Genomic DNA, 2,005 nt, shown 5'->3' with positions numbered 1-2,005 from the left:
GGAGTGGCGGCGGTGTTTCGCAGGGGGAGGAGCTGACGGAGCTGGAGTCCAGCCTGATCGGCATTTGGGAGGAAGTGCTGGGAGTGAAAGGCATCGGCCGCACTGACGACTTCTTCCGCCTGGGAGGCCACTCTTTGAAGGCTGTTGAAGTTGTGATGCTGATACAGCAACGACTCGGGCTTGTGGTAGATCTGTCGGAGTTGTTCGAGCACAGCGTTCTGTGCTCGTTGTCGTCGGTTCTGTCGGATCGTGTTGGTGGTGAGTATTCCCGCATTCCGCGGTTGGAGTCGCAACCGGACTATCCGTTATCGCATGCCCAGATGCGGCTATGGGTATTGAATAAGGTTGAGGGGTCTGCGAGCAGTTATCACGTGCCCGGCGGTTATCTTCTTAAAGGGGCGGTTGACTGGGCGAGCTTCCAGGCAGCGTTCCAGGCACTGTTGGACCGTCATGAGATCTTGCGCACGCGGATCGTTGAAGTTGAAGGCGAACCCCGTCAGCAGGTTATGAGCAGAGGGGCCGCTCATTTGGAATATGTTGAAATGCCATTGCAAGAAGGCTCATCATATGAAATGGTGAGGGAAGAGCTTATTCGTCAGAGCGATTTGCCGCTGTCGGTTTCCGAGGGAGAGATATTGCGGGTTAAGGTGATGAAGTTTGGCGACCAGGAGTATGGGCTGGTTCTAATGATGCACCATATTGTATCGGACGGTTGGTCGATGGAAGTATTGGTGAGGGACTTTGGGGAGCTTTACCGATCTTTTGTTGAAGGCAGGAGAATCAATCTTCCGGACCTTCGCATTCAGTATAAGGACTATTCAGTGTGGCAGCGTCAGCGTCTGGAAAGTGGTCACTATGCAGCTTCGCGTAACTACTGGAGTGAGGAGCTTTCCGGAACAATTAGCCCATTGATGTTACCCACCGACTGGGATCGGCCGCAGGTTAAGAGCAACCGTGGTTCGAAGAAGGCGCTTTCGCTGAGTGAGCTGAAAGGTCGGTTGGAAGAGAAGGCTCTCCAGGAAGGTTGCAGTGTTCTGATGGTATTGATGAGTGGTCTGACGGTGCTGTTCCATCGCTATACAGGTCAGGAAGAGATCGTTCTAGGCTTCCCGGTAGCTGGCCGTGATCATGCCGACCTGTCGGATCAGGTAGGCTTTTATGTGAATACGTTGATCCTCCGCAGCCATGTAACAGGCTCTGAGAGCTATGACTCCGTTTTGGAGAAGGTGAGAAGGAAGATGCTTGGCGCCTACAAGCATCAGGATTATCCGATAGACCGCATCATAGAAGACCTTGGTCTTCACCGGAACCGGTCGCGGTCTCAACTGTTCGACGTTTTGGTGAACCTGACGGAGACGGGCCTTGAAGAGCCGAACTTGTGGGGCATTCCTTATATGGTTGTACCTGTTGACCTTGGTATCAGCAAGTTCGACATGACGTTCAACTTTCATTCACATGGCTTGGGTCTTGATCTTGAAGTTGAATACAACAGTGACCTTTATAGCGATGCGCGACTGGGTCGGTTGCTGGATCACTATCGTATTATTCTGGGCCAGCTTTTGACGCAGGGGGATTCATCCATCGGTTCGTTGGATTACCTTTCAAGGGATGAGCACACAGTTCTTCGATCGTGGGAGACAGGAGCGAATGACGGAGGTCTTTTGGGTGGTAGCATTCTGAAGGAGATCCGGGAGCAGGTCAGACTTCGGCGCACGGATGTAGCGATAGAAGACGGGGAGTCGCAGATCAGCTACTGGCAGCTTGGTAGTATCAGCCGCAGAGTTGGACAGGTTCTTCGGGACGAATATGGAGTCGGAGCCGGAGAGGCGGTTGGTTTGATTGGCACTCGTGACAAAGAGAGCCTGTTGAGCCTCCTGGGTATCATGGAGTCGGGGGGGGCCTTTGTACCGATAGACGACTCCTATCCCGAAGAGCGCAAGCGTTGGATCGCCGGCAACAGCGGGATGCGTGTTGCTGTTGTCTGTGGTCATGCAGGCAGGTGGGT

General features: G+C 53.5%; 1 protein-coding gene. It reads left to right on the top strand.

The window, feature by feature from the left end; all coding sequences use genetic code 11:
* The coding region (locus tag AABK37_RS41165) for a condensation domain-containing protein (protein WP_432557138.1) at window positions 1-2,005 on the top strand (2,005 nt) is incomplete at both ends.

This window comes from Tolypothrix sp. VBCCA 56010, assembly GCF_050875635.1.
Classification (GTDB): Bacteria; Cyanobacteriota; Cyanobacteriia; order Cyanobacteriales; family Nostocaceae; genus Hassallia.
This window is presented reverse-complemented; position numbering and strand designations above follow the sequence as displayed.